This is a genomic window from Demequina sp., assembly GCF_047975725.1.
In the GTDB taxonomy this organism is placed as follows: Bacteria; Actinomycetota; Actinomycetes; order Actinomycetales; family Demequinaceae; genus Demequina.
Genome location: NZ_JBKEED010000021.1, coordinates 187702 through 206036, shown reverse-complemented (window position 1 = coordinate 206036; position 18335 = coordinate 187702). Strand labels below are relative to the sequence as shown.

Annotated in this window: 16 protein-coding genes and 3 tRNA genes; 6 read left to right on the top strand and 13 right to left on the bottom strand. The window is 68.4% G+C overall.

The features are described from left to right. Positions 1-24: 24 nt before the first annotated feature. A complete protein-coding gene (locus ACK5NO_RS08305) occupies positions 25-1455 on the bottom strand; it encodes an MFS transporter (RefSeq protein WP_416812196.1) in 1431 nt (476 codons plus the stop codon). A 183-nt stretch (positions 1456-1638) separates the two neighbouring features. Between ACK5NO_RS08305 and ACK5NO_RS08300 the strand changes: the two genes are divergently transcribed. Beyond that, positions 1639-2679, top strand: a complete 1041-nt coding sequence (locus ACK5NO_RS08300; RefSeq protein WP_416812195.1) for a LacI family DNA-binding transcriptional regulator — start codon at positions 1639-1641, stop codon at positions 2677-2679. An 18-nt stretch (positions 2680-2697) separates the two neighbouring features. Here the strand turns inward: ACK5NO_RS08300 and ACK5NO_RS08295 are convergent, their stop codons facing one another. From ACK5NO_RS08295 to ACK5NO_RS08265, 7 genes are all read right to left on the bottom strand, one after another. Continuing rightward, the gene (locus tag ACK5NO_RS08295) at positions 2698-3129 is read right to left on the bottom strand and encodes a MaoC family dehydratase (RefSeq protein WP_416812194.1); all 432 of its coding nucleotides are present in this window, start codon (positions 3127-3129) and stop codon (positions 2698-2700) included. Beyond that, positions 3126-3572 carry an FAS1-like dehydratase domain-containing protein gene (locus tag ACK5NO_RS08290; RefSeq protein WP_416812193.1) on the bottom strand — a complete coding sequence of 149 codons (447 nt, stop codon included), beginning with the start codon at positions 3570-3572 and terminating at the stop codon, positions 3126-3128. The genes ACK5NO_RS08295 and ACK5NO_RS08290 overlap by 4 nt, the downstream gene beginning before the upstream one ends. Positions 3573-3698: 126 nt before the next feature. Next, positions 3699-5153, bottom strand: coding sequence for an NCS2 family permease (locus ACK5NO_RS08285; protein ID WP_416812192.1), 1455 nt, complete (start codon positions 5151-5153; stop codon positions 3699-3701). Positions 5154-5336: 183 nt separating this feature from the next. Beyond that, the gene (locus ACK5NO_RS08280; RefSeq protein WP_416812191.1) at positions 5337-6362 is read right to left on the bottom strand and encodes an endonuclease/exonuclease/phosphatase family protein; all 1026 of its coding nucleotides are present in this window, start codon (positions 6360-6362) and stop codon (positions 5337-5339) included. 70 nt (positions 6363-6432) lie between these two features. After that, on the bottom strand, positions 6433-6597 hold the full coding sequence (gene rpmG, locus ACK5NO_RS08275; RefSeq protein ID WP_416812190.1) for a 50S ribosomal protein L33: 165 nt from the start codon (positions 6595-6597) through the stop codon (positions 6433-6435). A gap of 61 nt (positions 6598-6658) precedes the next feature. Then, positions 6659-6732: transfer RNA gene (locus ACK5NO_RS08270), tRNA-Met, on the bottom strand. Positions 6733-6785: 53 nt separating this feature from the next. Beyond that, positions 6786-6861, bottom strand: a tRNA-Thr gene (locus ACK5NO_RS08265). Positions 6862-6958: 97 nt separating this feature from the next. Between ACK5NO_RS08265 and ACK5NO_RS08260 the strand changes: the two genes are divergently transcribed. Then, the gene (locus tag ACK5NO_RS08260) at positions 6959-8311 is read left to right on the top strand and encodes a winged helix-turn-helix domain-containing protein (RefSeq protein ID WP_416812189.1); all 1353 of its coding nucleotides are present in this window, start codon (positions 6959-6961) and stop codon (positions 8309-8311) included. A gap of 145 nt (positions 8312-8456) precedes the next feature. Next, the gene (locus ACK5NO_RS08255; RefSeq protein ID WP_416812188.1) at positions 8457-9941 is read left to right on the top strand and encodes a sugar porter family MFS transporter; all 1485 of its coding nucleotides are present in this window, start codon (positions 8457-8459) and stop codon (positions 9939-9941) included. A gap of 440 nt (positions 9942-10381) precedes the next feature. Here ACK5NO_RS08255 and ACK5NO_RS08250 read toward each other — a convergent pair. Further along, positions 10382-10463: transfer RNA gene (locus tag ACK5NO_RS08250), tRNA-Tyr, on the bottom strand. Positions 10464-10566: 103 nt separating this feature from the next. Here ACK5NO_RS08250 and ACK5NO_RS08245 point away from each other — a divergent pair. Next, positions 10567-11058 (top strand): YajQ family cyclic di-GMP-binding protein, encoded by a 492-nt coding sequence (locus ACK5NO_RS08245; protein ID WP_416812187.1) that lies wholly within the window; start codon positions 10567-10569, stop codon positions 11056-11058. 2 nt (positions 11059-11060) lie between these two features. Then, positions 11061-11849, top strand: a complete 789-nt coding sequence (locus tag ACK5NO_RS08240; RefSeq protein ID WP_416812186.1) for a YwiC-like family protein — start codon at positions 11061-11063, stop codon at positions 11847-11849. 45 nt (positions 11850-11894) lie between these two features. Here ACK5NO_RS08240 and htpX read toward each other — a convergent pair whose 3' ends face one another. Continuing rightward, positions 11895-12797 (bottom strand): zinc metalloprotease HtpX, encoded by a 903-nt coding sequence (gene htpX, locus ACK5NO_RS08235; protein ID WP_416812185.1) that lies wholly within the window; start codon positions 12795-12797, stop codon positions 11895-11897. Positions 12798-12912: 115 nt separating this feature from the next. Between htpX and fucO the strand changes: the two genes are divergently transcribed. Next, positions 12913-14064, top strand: coding sequence for a lactaldehyde reductase (gene fucO, locus ACK5NO_RS08230; protein ID WP_416812184.1), 1152 nt, complete (start codon positions 12913-12915; stop codon positions 14062-14064). A 110-nt stretch (positions 14065-14174) separates the two neighbouring features. On the opposite strand, the gene ACK5NO_RS08225 is transcribed toward fucO, so the two are convergent. The 3 genes from ACK5NO_RS08225 to ACK5NO_RS08215 all read right to left on the bottom strand — a co-directional run bounded on the left by ACK5NO_RS08225 (position 14175) and on the right by ACK5NO_RS08215 (position 18300). Beyond that, positions 14175-15560, bottom strand: coding sequence for an FAD-dependent oxidoreductase (locus ACK5NO_RS08225; RefSeq protein WP_416812183.1), 1386 nt, complete (start codon positions 15558-15560; stop codon positions 14175-14177). 132 nt (positions 15561-15692) lie between these two features. Continuing rightward, positions 15693-16328 carry a DUF4125 family protein gene (locus tag ACK5NO_RS08220; protein ID WP_416812182.1) on the bottom strand — a complete coding sequence of 212 codons (636 nt, stop codon included), beginning with the start codon at positions 16326-16328 and terminating at the stop codon, positions 15693-15695. A gap of 19 nt (positions 16329-16347) precedes the next feature. After that, positions 16348-18300: a DUF4037 domain-containing protein gene (locus ACK5NO_RS08215; RefSeq protein ID WP_416812181.1), complete on the bottom strand. Its 1953-nt coding sequence runs from the start codon at positions 18298-18300 to the stop codon at positions 16348-16350. Positions 18301-18335 lie beyond the last annotated feature (35 nt).

Sequence of the window (18335 nt, the reverse complement as noted above, 5' to 3'; positions counted from 1 at the left end):
CAGGGTAGCCAGCCGCGGGGGGTGTCACCTGTCGCCCGAGGCGCCGTCGGGTACGTCGATGTCCTTGGGCACGTCGACGTCCTCGGGCGCTACCGGAGCCACGCCCGTGGCGACAGCGGCCGCATCGGCGACAGCGGCCGCATCGGCGACAGGCGCATCGGCCGTCGGGGCCTCTTTGCTCTCCAGCGACAGGCGTCCCGAGCCCACCAGGCGTTCGGCCGCCCGGCGGCTGCCTCGCAGGCGCCCGTCCTTGCGCACCGCGCGTGCCAACGCAAACGACGTGGTCGACGCCACCAGGATGACGAGGAAGGCGAACTGCAGCGAGATCACGTCGCCGAGATTGCCGATCAACGGCGGTACCACGAAGCCCGCCACCGTCGAGAAGGTCGCCACGGCAGCCACGCGCGCCGCGGCACCACGGGGCTCGTCCGCAGCCGCGGAGAAGGCGATGGGTACACCGAGTGCGGCGCCCATGCCCCACAGCGCGGCGGCCACGGGCACGAGCCAGAACACGGGGGTGAAGGCGAACGTCAGCAGGCCCAGCGCCGCGCACACCGCGCCAGCGCGCAGCGACACCACGCGACCGAGCCTCGCAAGGATGGGAGCGCCGAACCAGCGCACCGAGACCATGGCGACCACGAAGGTCCAGTACATCAGGGTGCCCATCGCCTCGGGCCGATCAAAGTCGTCGACCACGGCAATCGACATCCACTGCGCCGCGGTCATCTCCGTCATGGACGCGCAGAAGACGATCACGCCAATCAGCAGCACGCGCCGCTCCGAATAGGCCTCGCGTGCCGTGGCGAAGGGCCCGCCCAGCTGGGCCGATGCGGCGGCTGGGTCCGGCATACCGTCCAGCGCCGCGAAGGGCACCGCTACCAGCCGCACCACCGTCAGCACCAATCCCATGCCGAGGAAGTGCCACACGGGCGCGACGTCGAGGTAGGACATCAGCGCGCCGACGGCAAGCGAGATGGCCATGCCCACGGAGAACGTCGCGTGGAACTGCGGCATCACCGCGCGTCCCATCTGGCGCTCGACAATGGCGGCCTCGGCGTTCATCGCCACGTTGGTGAACGCGATCGAGAAGCTCATGAAGAACTGACCCACCGCGAACATGGGAATGCTGCCTGCGACGGTCGACCCGGCGACGAGCGCGAGGGCGGCCATGAAGCTGAGGTTGGACCACCACAGCAGCGCCCGAGTGCCGAACTTGGCGGCCGACCATCCGGTGACGAGCAGCCCCGCGAGGGCACCAAGGGAGCCGATCACCACGAGGTTGGCGAGCCCGGCGACGCTCACGTCGAGGGCATCGCGGATCGACGGATAGCGCGAGAAGACGGTGCCGAGCATCGCTCCCAGCAAGGCAAAGAGCCCGAGCACACCCCAGCGCGCAGAGCGGATCCGGGCTGGAGTGGGCGTTGCTGTGGGCGCAGGGCCAATTCTGAAAGGCATGATTCCGTTCCTGTCGCGCTGCGTGTGTGCGACGCGGCTCGGTGCGCGCCCCGGCCGTCGGCACGCTCCCACACCGGCAGGACGGCACAGGCGGGCTCATGCGCCCCCCATTGTGCGGCTACGCTGTGGCTAGCGTCAAAGGGACCCCAGAGGAGCACTGTGGCTGCGAAGCGACGACCAACCATGGCGGATGTTGCCGCGCGCGCAAGCGTCTCCTTGTCCACCGTGTCCCTGGCGTATTCGGGAGCGGGACCCATCTCTCCCGAGATGAAGGCCCGCGTGGAGAAGGCCGCGGCCGACCTCGGCTATGCCGGCCCCTCGGCCCAGGCCCGGGCACTGCGTTCGGGCCGCTCCCACGTGGTGGGGGTGCTCATCCACGACTCGTTCACGCTCGCCTTCCGCGCGCCCCACGTGCTCAACGTCATGGACGGTCTGATCTCGGCGCTGGGCGATATGGGTCTAGGCGCACTGCTCATCCCCACTCCGCGCGACGCGGACGACGACAGGTCCCTGCTCGCCACCGCGCCGATGGACGCCGCCGTGTTGCTGCGCGTGCGCGACCACGACGACCCGGCCATCGAGCTGCTCAACAAGAGGTCGCTGCCGTTCGTCGTCATGGACGCCGAGGCCCCCGCGGGAGCAGGCCAGGTATCGATCGACGACACCACCGCGACGGTCCAGCTCATCGAGCACCTGCGCGAGCTTGGCCACGAGCGGATCGGCACCATCACCCTCCCCCACGCCCCTGGCGGCGCGACGGGTCTGCGCCCGCGTGACTACATGCCCAAGTCGGCCTGGTCGCCCATGCACCACCGCCTGGAAGCCTTCCGCGTCGCTGGCGTCGAGCCGTGCGTCGTGGTCGAGGCGCGCGAGTCCATGCTGGCCGAGGGCATCGCGGCGGGCCACCTCGCGCTCGGTCACGAATCCCAGCCCACCGCCTTGGTGGCGCAGTCCGACGCTCTCGCGGCGGGTGCGGTGGTGGCGGCCCGTGAACTGGGCCTGTCCGTGCCACACGACGTTTCGATCACCGGCTTCGACGGCATCGACCTGCCGTGGCTCGCGCCACTTGAACTCACCACGGTGGTGCAGGACGGCGTCGCCAAGGGTGCCGCGCTCGCCTCAGAGGTGGGCGAACTGCTGCGCGGCGAGACCCCGTCGCAGATCTCGATGCCGCTCGAGGTGCGTGTCGGATCGTCGACGGCCCCGGTGCGAGCGAACGACTAAGTCACGCGCACCGCGACGTCAGTCGCAGTCGACGACGGCCTGGGCCTTGCCCAGCACCTTGGTCTCGCCGTGCGTGACGGTCAGGTCGACGCGTGCCGTGCGCTGTTCTTCATCCAAAGCGCCGATGCGCGCCGTCACCTTGACGACCGCCTCACCTGGGTTCGGCACGGGGATGGGCCGCGTGAAGCGCACCTGGTAGTCGGACACGTTGCCCGCGCCCGCCCACTCCTCCACGACGGACGCGGCGGCGCCCATGGTGAGCATGCCGTGAGCGATGACGCCCGGCAGGCCCACGGACTCGGCGACCACGTCGTTGTAGTGGATGGGGTTGAAGTCCCCCGAGGCACCCGCGTAGCGCACCAGGCTGTCGCGCGTGAAGGCAATGTCTCGCTCGGCCACGACCTGGCCCACGTCAAGCCCGGAAAAGCTGGGGCTCGTCGACTCGATCATGCTGCCTCCCTCACCGCAAGCGTGCTGGTGACCGTGCTGACGGGGGCGCCGTCCGCATCAGTCAGTTCTGCACGGGTGGTCACCATCGAAATCCCGGCGCGCTGCGTGATGGACTCGATGTGGACCGTGGTCGTGATGACGTCCCCGGCCACGAGGGGTCGCACATGCGTGAAGCGCTCCTCGGCGTGCACCACCATGGAGAAATCGACGCCCACCTCCGGGTCGGTGACCACGTGGAACTCGGCGCGCTGGGCGATCACCACGGCGAACGTCGTGGGGGCCACGAGGTCCTGGAAGCCCTCGGCCTGCGCGACCGCGACATCGCGGTGGGCGCCCGACCAGGCGTCGACGGCATCGGCGAATTCGCGGATCTTGACCCGCGTCACCTCGTAGGGCTCGAACGGGCCGTAACTGCGGCCTACTGCTTCAGGATTCACTGGCACGGAGCCAGCCTAGCGAAACGTGCATCGGCCATCGAGGCAGGGCCGATGCGCGAGCTGGGCCCCGTACGCAGCACTGCGCCCCCGGCCACAGGGGCCGGGGGCGCAGTGGAACGCTCAGGGCTAGGGTCAGCCCACGGCACCCAGGATGGGGCCGAGCACGAAGTACAGGACGAACGCACCTGCGGCGCCCCACATGAGCGGATGCACCTTGCGCGCGCCACCGGTGACGATCTGCAGCACGACGAACGAGATGAAGCCCGCGCCGATACCGACGGAGATCGAGTAGCCGAACGGCATGAGGATGAAGGTGAGGAACGCGGGGATCGCGATCCGGTAGTCCTTCCAGTCAATGCCTGCCACCTGCGACACCATGAGGAATCCGACCACCACGAGCACGGGCGTCGCGGCCTCGAAGGGCACGAGCTCGTACAGCGGCGTCAGGAAGGTGGACAGCAGGAACGCAATACCGGTCACCACCGGGGCGAGACCCGTGCGCGCGCCGTCGCCCACACCGGCGGCGGACTCGATGTAGGAGGTGTTCGAGGACACCGATCCCAGACCACCGGCGGCGGCACCGATCGAGTCGACCAGCAGGATCTGCTGCGAGCGAGGCGGGTTGCCTTCCTTGTCGTTGAGGCCGGCCTCGGCACCCACGGCGGTCATGGTGCCCATGGTGTCGAAGAAGTCGGTGATCAGCAGCGAGAAGATCAGCAGCAGTGCGGTGAGGACGCCGAGCGAGGAGAATCCACCGAACAGGTCGACCTGGCCGATCAGTGAGAAGTCAGGGGCCGACACGACGCTGTCGCCCACGGTGGGCACCATGTTCGCCCAGCCATTGGGGTTCTCTGCGCTCGCCTGGCCCAACGGTGCGACGGCCTCGATGATGACCGCGATCACCGTCGACACGGCAATCGAGATGAGCAGCGCGCCGCGCACCTTCTTGACCATGAGGATGATGGCGGTGAACAGGCCGATCACAAACACGACCATGGGCCACGTCGAAATGTAACCGCCGTGACCGAACTGCGTGATGGTGCCCGCACCGGTGGACACGATGCCCGCGTCCACCAGGCCGATGAAGGCGAGGAACAGTCCGATACCGACCGCGATGGCCTGCTTGAGGAACATCGGCACGGCGGCGAAGACTGCCTTGCGGAAGCCGCTGAGCACGAGGACGGTGATGATGATGCCCTCGATCACCACGAAGCCCATGGCCTCGGGCCAGGACATTCCGGCGCGCGACGCGATCGAGTAGGCGAGGAACGCGTTGATGCCCAGGCCCGCCGCCATGGCGAGCGGGAAGCGGGCCCACACACCCATCAGGATCGACAGCAGACCGGCGATCAGTGCGGTCGCGGCAGCGATCATCCCGATGTTCGGTTCGGTGCCACCGCCCAGGTAGTTGCCCTGGCCGTCGACGACATAGCCGAGGATCAGCGGGTTGAGGACGACGATGTACGCCATCGTGAAGAAGGTGGTGAGGCCACCACGAATCTCACGGCCAAACGTGGATCCGCGAGAAGTGATCTCGAAGTAGTTGTCGATCTTGGCAACAAGACCGGTGCGCGCGGGCGCGGACATGAGTGTCTCCTCAGTAACTTGATGGGTGCTGAGTTCCCAATGATGAAAAGGTGCGCGCGTCCGGGCGCGCGGCGTGTGAACGCGCGCCAAGCGTACCGCCCCGCGAGGAGGACTCCGGACACGGCCGTCCGCTTGGGGCACTCGTCCCTGGTAGGGCCGATGCGCTGGCTGGCTGCCGCTCGGTCAGCGGGTCGCGTAGGTGACGACGAGAGCGCGGTGGTCGGCGCCTGAGATGGCGTGCGTCTGGTAGCCCGTCGCGACCAGTGCGGTGTCCCGGACGAGTGCGTGGTCAATAGCCACGAGCGGGACCGGCGTGCGCCCCTGCGGGAACGTCATCGCGATGCCAGCGCCGGCCTGGTCGGCCGCATCTTCATAGCCCAGCGCCACGATGTCGCGGAAGGCGCGGTGATCCCTGGTGGTGTTGAAGTCACCTGCCACGAGCACGGCACCATCCAGGTCCGCGAGGTACCCGGTGAGGCTCGCCATGCTCGAGTCCCACGAGGAGTGGTCGACGGGACCAGGCGCGGCCGGGTGGACGGCGAGCACCGTCACCGACTGGCCCTCCACGTCGACACCCGCCTGGACGGCGCGCGACACGTACGGAGCCGCCGCAGGGTCGTCGGTGAAGCCCGCGAGGCTCCCGGCATCGGTGAGGGCCGTGCGCGACCACAGGCCCGTGCCCGTCACTCCCGGTTCGGGGGCCAGTTGCGCGTGAGGGAGAACGTCGTCGAGCCCCGCCTCCGCGAGCGCGGCGACCGCCTCAGGAGTCAGTTCCTGTGCCACCAAGACATCGACCTCGTGGGTGGCGATGAGGTCCACCACCTGGTCGGGATCGGCGCCGCCATAGGTCATGTTGACCGAGGCCACGGTCAGGACAGGCTCGCCGGCGGAGGGCGCCGCGACGAACAGCGGCGCGAGCCAGGCGATGCCGAGAGCAGCGAGCGCCGCGCTCGCCGCCGCCAGGCTCCACGACCGCACGAGTGCACCCACGAGCAACGGCACCACGCATGCGGCCGTCATCCATGGCATGAGCGCCACCAGGATGGCGAGCGGTCCGGCCTCCCAGCCTGTGACGCGAGCGAACGCGGGCACAGCGAGAGCCGCGAACGCCACCCAGCCGCACACGACGGCGGTGCGTTGCCAGGCCGAACGGCGCGACTGTGTCGTGGCGGCGGAAGGTGCGTGCGCATCGGCCCGACTGTTGCCCATGCCGAGAGTCTTGCATGCGAAAGGCCCGCCACCTCCATGCGGAGGGGCGGGCCTTGCGGATCAGGTCAGATCAGCGCGTCTCACGGTGCGCGGTGTGCTTGCCGCACTTCCGGCAGAACTTCGAGAGCTCGACGCGGTCAGGGTTGTTGCGACGGTTCTTGCGGGTGATGTAGTTGCGGTCCTTGCACTCGGTGCATGCCAGAGTGATCTTGGGACGAATGTCGTTCTTGGCCACGGTTGCTCCCAGCCTTGTGGTGACGCGCAAAGCGCGTATTCCAGGCGGATCGCCTGGAGCGTAGCGAGGGCGGGACTCGAACCCGCGACCCCACGATTATGAGTCGTGTGCTCTAACCACCTGAGCTACCCCGCCGCGAGAATGGAACCGCCGCCGACCTCTTGACGAGGACGACGGCGAGCCATCCTTGGAGCCCCGACAGGGACTCGAACCCTGGACCTTTTCCTTACCATGGAAACGCTCTGCCGACTGAGCTATCGGGGCCAGCCGGACAAGAGTACATGGACCGGGGCCTGGTTGTGAAATCGGCTCCTGACGACGCTGCGCGGCGGTGTCGGAGGCTGCCTCTAGTGTGAGGCGTGTGACCACTTCTTTGGGCACTTCGCTCAGTGCCGCGCAGGCCCGTCGCATCTTCCTGAACGCCCAGGGGCTTGCCCGCCGACGGCCGTCGCGCCGGGTGCGGGAGCGCGACTTCGCCTCCTATCTGGAGTTTCAGGGGGTGCTGCAGCTCGACACCGTCAACGTGCTGGCCCGCGCGCACTATCTGCCGATGTTCTCGCGGTTTGGGGCGTACGCGACCGCCGACCTCGACCAGTTCTTGTGGGGCGCGCCCGACGGACACTCGGCACACGCCTTCGAGCATTGGGGACACGAGGCGTCCGTGATGCCGCTCGACGTGCTGCCCCTCATGCACCACCGCATGGTCGCGCGGACCACCTGGCGCGACCACCGCGAGGCCTGGCTCGCGAGCGAGCGTCCTGGACTGGTGGACGAGGTGCGCGCGTGGGTCGAGCAGTCGGGCCCCGTGGTGGGCGCGGATGTCGAGCACCTCGCCCCACGGGAGGGACCCAAGGGTCCGTGGTGGGACCGCAGCCACACCAAGACCGCGCTCGAACTGCTGTTTCTGACCGGTACCGTGGGCGCCTCGCGAGGCAAGCACTTTGCGCGCACCTACGACTCGACCGTACGCGCGTGGCGGACGGTGGCGGCGGACTTTGGAGACGGCTCAGGTGAGCCACATCCGTGGGCGTTGCCCGCTGCCGCTGCGCGACAGGCGCTGTTCGATCGCGCGCTGTCGGCGTGCGGGATCAGCACGCCCAAGGACTTGTGCGATCACTTCCGCCTGCCCTACCAGGTGGGTTCCCGCGGCATGACCGAAGGTGGGGCTCGGGCGTGGGCCGAGTCGGCGGTCGAGCGCGGCCTGGCTCAGTGGGTGGAGGTCGAGGGCTGGACCGAACCGGCCTTGCTGGCGACCGCCGAGCCCTCCCCAGAGGCGCCCTGGCGGCGGGTGGCCGCCGATCCTGGCCGGGCCACCGCATCGGCCCTGCTGAGCCCATTCGACCCCGTGTGCTGGTTCCGCCCGCGACTCAAGCGCATGTTCGGGATGGACTACCGCATCGAGATCTACACGCCCCAGCCCAAGCGCGTGTACGGCTACTACTGCCTGCCGCTGCTGGTGGGGGACCAGATTCCTGCGCGCTTTGACCTCAAGGCGGACCGGAAGGCGGGCACGCTGCTGGTGCAGTCATCGTGGCGTGAGCCCACCACTGCGCCGGGTGCGCGGCGGCTGAGCGACGAGCGCATCGCCGCGACGGCCCTCACCGAGCTCGAGGCGATGGCCCAGTGGCTCGGCCTGCCGCGCATCCACGTGGCCCCCGTCGGCGACCTGGCGCCCGCTCTCACCGCTCTGGCCGGGCACACCCTCCCGCGTTAGCGTCACTCGGACCCAAATTCCCTGCTCGGGAAGCGAAACCGGTCGTGCGCCGTTACGGTGACCAGTATCCGTCCTTTGCGGCGTGTGGGCCGTTGCGCTGACGCAACGGGCACCCGTAGCGAGGCTCACGGCAGGGGAGGCCACCATGTCCACCGCACCATCCGACTCGGCACCGCAGGCGGGTTCTCGACTGAACGGGCGGGTCATCGCGATCAGCCTGGGAGCCGCCCTCGGTGGCTTCCTGTTCGGTTTTGACTCCTCGGTCATCAACGGCGCGGTCGACGCCATCCAAGGGGAGTGGGAACTCTCCGACGCCTTTACCGGTTTTGCCGTCGCCTCGGCGCTGCTGGGCTGCGCGCTCGGCGCATGGTTCGCCGGGTCGGTTGCCAACAAATACGGCCGCATTCGCGTGATGGTGCTCGCCTCTGGACTGTTCTTGGCTTCCGCAGTGGGATCCGGCCTCGCGTTCGGCATCTGGGACCTGGTCGCGTGGCGCTTCCTCGGCGGTCTGGCCGTCGGTGCGGCCTCCGTGATCGCCCCTGCGTACATCGCGGAGGTCTCGCCCTCAAAGTTCCGCGGGCGCCTGGGCTCGCTCCAGCAGCTCGCGATCGTGACGGGCATCTTCACCGCGATCCTGACGGGCCAACTGTTCGCAGGTGCCGCAGGCGGCGCGGACAACGAACTGTGGCTCGGGCTCGATGCCTGGCGCTGGATGTTCATGGCCGAGGCGATCCCCGCGGTCATCTACGGTTTCGCCGCCCTACGGCTACCCGAATCGCCGCGTTACCTGGTCTCCAAGCACCGCACCGACGAGGCCGCTGAAGTGCTCCGCCTGTTCACCGGCGTCCAGGACGTGGACGGCACCATTGACGAGATCCGCGAGAGCGTGGGCGAGGACGAGCGCCGCTCCCTTGGCGACCTGCGCGGGCACGCCTTTGGCCTCAAGCCGATCGTATGGACCGGCATCCTGCTGTCCGTGTTCCAGCAGTTCGTCGGCATCAACGTGATCTTCTATTACTCGACCACACTGTGGAAGTCGGTGGGCTTCGACGAGGACCAGGCCTTCCTGACCTCGACCATCACCTCGATCACCAACATCGTGGTGACCATCGTGGCGATCTTGCTTGTGGACCGCATTGGGCGCCGCCTGTTGCTGCTCATCGGTTCGGCAGGAATGACCCTGTCCCTGGGCATCATGGCCATCGCGTTCACTCAGGCGATCACGGACGCCAAGGGAGACGTCACGGACTTCGCGGGCAGCTGGGGCACCATCGCGGTCGTGGGCGCGAACGCGTTCGTCGTGTTCTTTGGCGCCACCTGGGGTCCCGTGGTGTGGGTGCTGCTCGGCGAGATGTTCCCCAACAAGATCCGCGCCTCTGCGCTCGCGGTGGCCGCCGCCGCTCAGTGGCTCGCCAACTGGCTGATCACCGTGTCGTTCCCGCAGTTCGCGTCCATTGGGCTGACCTTCGCGTACGGCTTCTACGCCTCGATGGCGCTGCTGTCGCTGATCTTCGTGTACTTCCGAGTGCCCGAGACCAAGGGCATGGAGCTCGAGGAGATGAGCGCTGACGTGTCCGTCAAGCGCGGCAAGTTCGTGCGCTCGACGGCCGGCGTGGCGGACGTCGGATAGAAGGCTCAGGCGGGAGCGGGGCCGACTCCCCCACCTCCCCCGTCCCGGACGCCACCTCCCCCGTCTTAGCGCGCTAGCAGGACGTGGTGGTCGGTTTCCGGCGGTCGCGTGCATCCTGCGAGGCACTGGCGTCCACTCGCGCTCAGCCCGGCCGATGCGCGGACTAAGTCACCAGCGGCCGCACCCCTCGGGCGCGGTGCCCCGGGGTGGGCTCGGATCGTGAGTCGCGTGACGACCACCGCTCGGGGTGAGGCGAGAACGCGGCTCAGCCGGCGCATCGGCCCGGTGCAGCCCGGTATGGACCTGAGTGCCTTCCAGGACGCACGGCACCCTCCATAACCGACCACCACGTCCTCGTGGGGCGCTAAGGCAGGGAGAGGCGGGCGGGTGGGGCGCGACCGCCGGGAACGACAAAGGCCCGACCGGAGTCGGGCCTTGCGTGGCAGGTGAGGGATTCGAACCCCCGAAGTCAGTGACGGCTGATTTACAGTCAGCTCCCTTTGGCCGCTCGGGCAACCTGCCAGTGCGCCTTGATCCGCGAAGAACTCGGCGCGCATGGAAGGATAGCAACAGAAACGGCCTCGACGCGAACCGGCGTCGCTCGCACCGATGAACAGGAGTACTCATGGCATCCGACAGCAGCTTTGATGTGGTCAGCAAGGTAGACCGTCAGGAAGTCGACAACGCGCTCAACCAGGCGTCCAAGGAGATCCAGCAGCGCTACGACTTTAAGGGCGTGGGCGCCTCGATCGAGTGGTCGGGCGAGTCGATCGTCATGAAGGCCAACTCCGAGGAGCGCGTGCTCGCAGTGCTCGACGTGTTCCAGACCAAGGTCATCAAGCGCGGCATCTCGCTCAAGGCGATCGACCAGGGCGAGCCGCAGCAGTCGGGCAAGGAGTTCCGCCTGGGCGCCTCGATCAAGGAGGGCATCGCGCAGGACGTCGCGAAGAAGCTCACCAAGTTGCTGCGCGACGAGGGCCCCAAGTCCGTCAAGGCCCAGATCCAGGGCGACGAGCTGCGGGTGTCCTCCAAGAGCCGTGACGACCTCCAGGAGGCCATCGCGCTACTCAAGGGCGCCGACGTCGACACCGCCCTCCAGTTCGTCAACTACCGCTGACCGTGGCCTCCGTCGCACCACGCGGCGGAGCCACCGCGGACCGACCCCGGACCGCCCGCGCCCGCTCACGCTCGCGCTCCCTCCGCTCATGGATCCCACCCCAGCACGGGGTGTGGGCCATGCTGCTGCTGCCCTACCTCGCCGGACTGAGGTACGGGCTCGACTGGCTGCAAGTGCCGCTACTCCTGGGCTGGCTCACCGGCTGGCTTATGTCGCACCACGCGCTGTTGTGGGTCAAGACGGGCCGCTGGGCACGCGTCAAGCACCAGGTGCTCACCTACGGGGCGATCAGCGCGGCATGCCTGCTGCCGGTGTTGGCCCTGCGCCCCACGCTCATCTGGTTCGCCCCTGCCTTCGCGGTGTTCATCGCCGTCAACGCGGCCTATAGCAAGTGGGGCAACGAGCGCTCGATGCTCAACGGCCTGGCCTCGGTCACGATGGCCTCGATGATGGCCATGATCGTCCCGGTGACGGCCCACGAGCCGTGGACCGAGGGCATCACGGTCGCAGCAGTGACGTGGCTGTACCTCGCGGGCACCGTCTTTCACGTGAAGGCCATGATCCGCGAGTACGGGTCGAGCCGCCAGCGCACGATCTCGACCGGGTATCACGTGGCGGCGCTGGCCGCGGCGACGCTCATGAGTGCGTGGCTCGCGATCCCGTTCGCGCTCATGCTCGTGCGCACCATCGTGTTGCCCCGCCGCGAGCGCATGAAGGCCCCGGTCATCGGCATGGTCGAGGTGGTACTCACCCTGCTCCTGCTCGGCTTCCTGCTGACGCTGCCCCTCTAGCCGGGCGCGCGGCGCGCGCCTCCCAGCGACCCGAGGTTCGTCGGCCTAGAAGTGCTGGCCGTTGCGACGGGCCATCTCCTCGAGACGGCCGATGCGCTCGTCCATAGGCGGGTGCGTCGCGAACAACTTGGCCATGCCAGCGCCGCTGAAGGGGTTGGCGATCATCATGTGGGAGACGGTCTCCAGCTTGGGATCCTGCGGCAAGGGGCGCGCGGCGGTGCCGCGCTCGAGCTTGCGCAGCGCGCTGGCCAGGGCGAGCGGATCGCCCGTGAGCGAGGCGCCGTCCTCGTCCGCGTCGTATTCGCGGGTGCGAGAGATGGCCATGCGGATGAGGCTCGCGGCGATGGGAGCGAGCAGCATCATGGCGAGCATCGCGAAGGGCCCGAACGGGTTATCGCGGTTGTTGCCCCCGCCGCCAAAGAAGAACAGCATCTGGGCAACCGCCGTGATCATTCCGGCGAAGGCCGCCGCGACGGAACCAATGAGGATGTCGCGGTTGTACACGTGCATGAGCTCGTGGCCGAGCACGCCGCGCAGTTCGCGCTCGTCGAGCAGGCGCAGGATCCCCTCGGTGCAGCACACGGCGGCATTTTGCGGGTTGCGGCCCGTCGCAAAGGCGTTGGGCGCCTCTGTGGGCGACACGTACAGCTGCGGCATGGGCTGGTTCGCCTCGGCGGACAACTGGCGGACGATCCGATACATCGCCGGCTGCTCGACCTCCGTCACGGGGCGCGCATGCATGGCACGGATCGCGAGCTTGTCCGAGTTCCAGTACCCATAGAAGGTGCCGAACAAGCCGAACGCGGCGAACATCCAGATGTACTGGCCGTTGCCCACGAACGATCCGATGCCCAAGAGCACCACCCACAGGATGATGAACAGACCACCGGTCTTCAGACCATTGAAATAGCGCTTTCCCACGAGACCTCCGGAGCCATTCTTGCGCATGGGAAACGGTCGGTCGCGCAGGTCAGTTCCCCAGCGGGACGTTGGGCACAGGCGGAGCGCTCGACACGGTGGTCGAATAGAAGTTGAAACGTCTCAACCACGCGAAGGAGCAATGATGACGTACCGCATGATCTGGAACCAGACCGCCCACTTCGGAGCCGGAAGCATCAGCGTGATCCCCGGTGAGATCACCAAGCGCGGCTTCACCAAGGCCCTCGTCGTGACCGACCCCGTGCTGCTCGAGACCGGCGTCGCCGCGCGTGTGACCGACCTGCTCGACAAGGCCGGCATCGCCTACGAGGTCTTCTCTGACGTGTTGCCCAACCCGCCCATCGAGAACGTCCAGGCTGGCGTCGCCGCCTTCAAGGCCTCGGGCGCCGATGTGCTGCTCGCCATCGGCGGCGGCTCACCCCAGGACACCTCCAAGGCCGTGGGCATCATCGTCGCCAACCCCGAGTTCGCCGACGTGCGCTCGCTCGAGGGCGCCGCCGACACCCCGAACCGCGCCGTGCCGATCATCGCGGTGCCCACCACGGCCGGCACCGCCTCCGAGACCACCATCAACTACGTCATCACCGACGTCGAGCGTCAGCGTAAGTTCGTGTGCGCCGACCCGCACGACATCCCGATCCTCGCGGTCGTGGACTCGGAGATGATGGCCACCGCCCCGCGCTCACTCAAGGTTGCCACCGGCCTGGACGCCCTCACGCACGCCATCGAGGGCTACACCACCGCAGGCGCATGGGAGCTGTCCGACCTGTTCCACCTCAAGGCCATCCAGGTGATCGCCTCTTCGCTCGCGGCAGCGGCCGACGGCGACGCCGAGGCGGCCGACCGCATGGCACTGGGCCAGTACGTGGCCGGCATGGGCTACTCCAACGTCGGGCTGGGCCTGGTCCACGGCATGGCCCATCCGCTGGGCGCCTTCTACTCCGCACCTCACGGCGTGGCCAACGGCGTGCTCCTCGCTCCGCTCATGGCGTTCAACGCCCAGAACTCGGGTGAGAAGTACCGCGACATCGCCGCCGCCTTCGGGGTGGCCGACGCCCACACCATGCCGCTCGACGAGGCCCGCACCGCGGCCGTGGAGGCCGTCGCTCAGCTCACCCGCGACCTGGGCAACCCCACGACCATCACCGCCATCGGCGCCAAGGAAGAGGACCTCCCGGCACTCGCGCAGGCCGCGTTCGACGACGTGTGCTCGGGCGGCAACCCGCGCAGCGCCACCGTCGAGGAGATCGAGGCGCTCTACCGCTCCCTTCTGTAACGGCCGGTAGGGCCGATGCGCACGCCAGCACGCGCATCGGCCCACCGTCCGTAGGACGCACGAAGGCCGGCGCCGGGAATGCTCCCGGCGCCGGCCTTCGTCGTGTCTGGTTAGGCCTGCTCGCGCACGCGACCCAATGCGATGTCGGTCATCTCCTCGCGGGGGACCACCTTGATGCGCTCGCGTCCGTCGGCCTCGCCCAGGGCGCGCTCGTGGGCGTCGAGCAGCTCCCAGTCGTGCCACTGCACCACGGGCACGTCGCGCGAACGCAGCAGACGCAGCAGGTTGTCGGGGCTGAGCTGCTCGGCACCGGCCGTCGTCTCGGCGTACAGGCGCGGGGCGTCCTCGACGATCTTCGCGATGGTCTCCTGAGCGTCGGACTTGGTGTGGCCGATGAGGCCCACGGGTCCGCGCTTGATCCAGCCGGTCGTGTAGAAGCCGGGGACGTGGTTGCCGCCGTCAACAACGCGGCCCGCCTCGTTGGCGATGGTGCCCTTCGAGTGGTCGAACGGCACACCCTCGATCTCGGTGCCGTAGTAGCCCACCGCGCGGTACACGGCCTGTACCGGGTAGTCGATGAACTCGCCCGTGCCCTTGACGGTGCCGTCGCCCTGAAGCGCGGTGCGCTCCATGCGCACACCCACGACCTTGCCGTCCTCGCCCAGCACCTCGTGGGGGCTCTGGAGGAAGTGCAGGTGGATGCGGCGCGAGGCGGTGCCGGGCTCCTTGAGCGCGTAGTCCGTCAGCGTCTTGACGACCTGCTTCTGCTGCTTGTTGTTCTCCGCGATCTCCATCGAGGCCTCGTCGAACTCGTAGTCGGTCTCGGGGTAGACGACGACGTCGACGTCGGGGACGTGGCCGAGCTCACGCAGTTCGAGCGGGGAGAACTTCACCTGCGCGGGGCCGCGACGGCCAAACACGTGAACGTCGGTGACGGGCGACTGCGAAAGGCCCTCGAGGACGTTGTCGGGAATCTCGGTGACAGCAATGTCCTTGGGGTGCTTGGCGAGCACTCGCGCGACGTCGAGCGCGACATTTCCCACGCCAAAGATCGCGATCTCCTTGGCGTTCAGCGGCCACGTGCGGGGCACGTCGGGGTGGCCGTCAAACCAGCTCACGAAGTCCGCGGCACCGTACGAACCCTCAAGTTCGATACCAGGGATGTTGAGGTCGGAGTCCTTGAAGGCGCCGGTCGCGAAGATGACCGCGTCGTAGTGCTCACGCAGGTCCTCAAGGGTGAGGTCGGTGCCAATGTTGACATTCGCCAGGAGGCGAATGTCGCCGCGGCCAAGAACATTGGCGAGCGCGACAATAATCTGCTTAATACGCGGGTGGTCAGGGGCCACGCCGTAACGCACCAGGCCGAACGGCGCAGGAAGACGCTCAATGATGTCGATCGACACATTCAGGTCGGTCTTGGACAGGATATCGGCAGCGTAAGTGCCGGCCGGCCCGGCGCCAATGATGGCGACGCGCAACGGTCGTTCGGTGGTCACAGAAGTCTCACTTCGTCGGTGGGAGGCGGCGCGCACGGCCCGCCCGAGCGCAACGGCACCAGAGTATAGACACACGATTCGGGCGAGAAAAAGACCCGCTTTCGGGGAGAGCGCCTCCCGCGGCCTCGTGGGTCAGCCCGCCTGGGCGGCCTCCGCATCGGCCAATCCGTCGAAGCCCGACAGTCTCACGGTGAGCGTGACAGTGAGCTCGGTGAGGTTCTCGCCGCGCGCGGCCACGTGGTCGATCAGGCGCGCATATCCGGCCATCGTGCGCTCCGAGTAGGTGGACAGTTCGCCGCGCAGGTACGTCTCGAACGAGGTGTCTGCGAGGGTGTCCTGGGACGTGCGCAGGGTGCGCATCCCCGCACCCAAAAGCGGATACCGCGCGTGGAAGTCGCCCGCCCACTGCACCTGCTGGGCAATCACCCGCTCCTGCAGCGCGGCCCGCTCAGCGGTGAGGGCTGGCAGATGAGGCTCGAGGTCGCGCGCAAAGCGCTCGGGCTCGGTCGAGGCCATCATCCGCGCGTACTTCTCGGTCAGCAGGTTGCGCCCCGTGGCGTCTGCGTCGTCGAGGTCGCGGGCGTACGACCCGAGCAGGTCCAGCGGCCAGGTGAGGAACTGGCTCAGGCGCTGGGCGCGGAAGGTGGGCCAGTTGTCCTGGCACGCGGCGCGGCCGCCCTCGTTGTCGACGCGGTCGAACTGGGCGAACTCGTGCTTGACGATCGCCTCTGCGGCGTCGAGCCGCGCGGCCAACTCTTGGGTGTCCATGGCGTGCCTCCTGGGTTCGCTACTGCTGCCTGAGCCACGCGTCGCCGATGCGCGCACTCAGCTCAGGCCGATGATGTTCGAGGAATCCCGAGCTCTGCTCCGACAGCCCTTGCGCGCGCAACTCGTCGGCCACCGCGCCACACACGGCCTCGATGCGGTCGGCAAGCGCCTGTGCGGCTGGCCCCGCACCCTTGCCACCTTCACCAAAGGGCTCGCCTCCCAGGCAGGCGGCCGATGCGACACGCATCACCGCGGTCAACTCGCCATGGACCTGGGGAAGGCGCGCTAGGGGCTTGGCGGCGAGCCGTCGCAGAGCCGCGAATTGCCACTTGTAGTAGGGAAGATAGCCCGCCACGGCGGGGCGATTGAGCAGGAAGACGGCCGAGGCCGCGGCGCGCACGAACTCCCCGACTGCGAGGAAAGCGGCTTCGCCGTCACCGCGCTCGAGCATGCGCGGCACGTTGTACTGGCCTGCCTGAGCCATCATGCCCAGCCGCCGGGACAGGTGAGTCAGACGCACGTCCTCGGGCATGCGCTGGAACGAACCCCGGGCACCACCGAAGGCCCCGAGCGGGTCCGCGAACACCTCGCCGTTGGTGGCGGCGGCGAGCGTGGGCTCGTCCAGTGCGAGCCACAGGTGAGGTTGATCGGCGCGAGGCGCACGCGGCATGCCGGTGATCGAGGTGAAGAACTCGCCCACCTCGAACACCCCGTGACGGCGCTGACCGTGGGCCGCGAGCGCAGGACGCGCGCCCGGTGCACCTGCGAGAAGTTGCTCGTAGTCGCGCTGGAGGGCCTCGCCGACCTCCGCATGGTCCTGGGCGGTCAGCCACAGGCACAGGCCTACGCCAAAGTCGTGATCCGCACTGAGCGCATCGTCAAAGCCGTAGGCCTCTGAGCCGTGCCCCACGAGCCCGGCCGCGATCCTGGCGACGTGTTCCGGATAGCGCTCGGCGAGCATCGGCCGTACCTGTTGCTCCCACAGGTGCCTCGCGAGCACCAGACCAGGGACGTGCGGCTCCCGCGCCACCCCCGCTACCCTCGCTCCTCCTCGAACTGCGAACCGCTCGGCACCGCGACGCGCCGGTGCATCGGCATCCGAGGCCGCCTGCGCCTGCGTGTCGGCCGCAGGCCGGTTCGCAGTTCGAGCGGCGGCGCGGGCCACCTCGAGGTTGTCGGCCGTGATGCGGTACGCCTCGGACCCCTCGCCGTAGGCGCGACCCACGACAGCGAGCGCTCCCTCGAGCGCGGCCACCGCATCGGCCACCCGCCCGCGTGCCAACAGCACCTCGGCATACGCGACCTGCGCCGCGGCCGCGTGCGGGTCGTCGTCGGATCCGGCGGCGGCAAAGATCGTGACGGCACGTTCGGCGTGCATTTCTTGCGCATCCGCGTCGCCGGCCATCGACGCCGTGGTCGCGAGGTTGACGTGAGTCATGGCGATGTCGATGTCGCGCTCGGGGTCCACGGACGCACGCTCGAGGACTGCGATCGCGGCACGTTGCTCAGCGAGCGCCGCGGCGTACTCGCCCGCGTCGGCCAGCGCGAGCGAGAGATTGTTGTGCAGCGCGGCCCGCCGACGGTCTGCGGGATCCCACAACGCCTCACCCACGGCGAGCGCACGAGCGTAAGTGGCCCGCGCATCGGCCGTGCGACCGGCTGCCCGCTGCGCGGTGGCGACGTTGATGAGCGTGGTGGCCTCGGCCTCGCTGCCCGCCAAGCCCAGTTGGGCGATCAGGGCGAGCGCCGCATCGGCCGATTCGAGGGCGTGGTCGTGCTCGGAGATGGAGCGGTGAAAGCCCGCCGCCTCGTTGTGAAGCGTCAGTAGAGCCGGCGCGTCGCCGGCGGCCTGAGCGCGAGCGATGGCGTCCGTCAGCACCGCCCGCACGGCATCCGGACCGGCGCCGTCGGCCTGCAAGCGATCCAGATGCGACAGCACCTGGGCGACGTCCACACGGGCATGCGCATCCATACAACCTCCTCGACCTGCTGACGCCAGCCTATGGA